We start from the raw sequence: 853 nt of genomic DNA on the forward strand, positions 1-853 counted from the left end.
AGACGTCGTCTCATTTGGCGAGTCTGCGGTAGCAGATGAGGCTGCAGGCGATGGCGGTGAAGGCCAGGAAGTGCTCGACCTTGCGTTCGTAGCGGCGGTGCAAACGGCGGCAGCCGCCCAGCCAGGACATCGTGCGCTCGATGGTCCAGCGGTGCCGGCCCAGCCGGGTGGAGGACTCGATGCCCTTGCGGGCGATGCGGTGGCGGATGCCTCGCTTGCGTAGCCATCGGCGCAGGTGGTCATAGTCGTAGCCCTTGTCCGCGTGAAGCTTCGAGGGTCGTCGTCGGCGGGGGCCGCGGCGGGATCGTATCGGCGGGATCCCACGCACGAGCGGCTCAAGCGCCTGGCTGTCGTGCACGTTCGCACCAGAGATGCCGATCGAAAGGGGTAAACCGGTCCGCTCGGTGATCAAGTGGATCTTCGAGCCCTTCTTGCCCCGGTCTACAGGATTCGGACCTGTCAGGTCCCCCCTTTCAGGGCCCGCGTGTTCACCGAGTCGATCGCGCAGCGCGACCAGTCCAGCTCTCCGCGCGCGCCCAGCTCGTCGAGGATGACGCGGTGCAGCTTCGCCCAGACCCGGGCGGCGGTCCATTCGGTGAAGCGTCGGTGCGCAGTCGGCCCCGACGGGCCGAAGACCGGCGGCAACTGCCGCCAGGTGCAACCCGTCGTGGCCACGAAGATGATCGCGGCCAGCACCTCACGATCCCCGTACCGGCGCCGGCCGCCGCCCTGCGGCCGTGATGGAGCAGGTGGGACCACCCGCTGGAACAGCTCCCACAACTCGTCCGGCACCATGCGCTCGACCATCACCACACGGTGCAGACTACCCAGCATTCCAAATGAGACGACCTCT

General features: G+C 67.5%; 1 protein-coding gene. It reads right to left on the bottom strand.

The window, feature by feature from the left end; genetic code table 11:
* Window positions 1-10: 10 nt before the first annotated feature.
* Window positions 11-807, bottom strand: a protein-coding gene (locus MTQ10_RS30820) for an IS5 family transposase (RefSeq protein WP_247474111.1) whose coding sequence is annotated in 2 segments (ribosomal slippage) — window positions 11-474 and window positions 474-807 — 798 coding nt in all. Because the reading frame shifts where the segments join, the coding sequence is not laid out codon by codon here.
* Window positions 808-853: the final 46 nt, after the last annotated feature.

This window comes from Streptomyces sp. XM83C, assembly GCF_023072675.1.
GTDB classification, from domain to species: domain Bacteria; phylum Actinomycetota; class Actinomycetes; order Streptomycetales; family Streptomycetaceae; genus Streptomyces; species Streptomyces thermocoprophilus.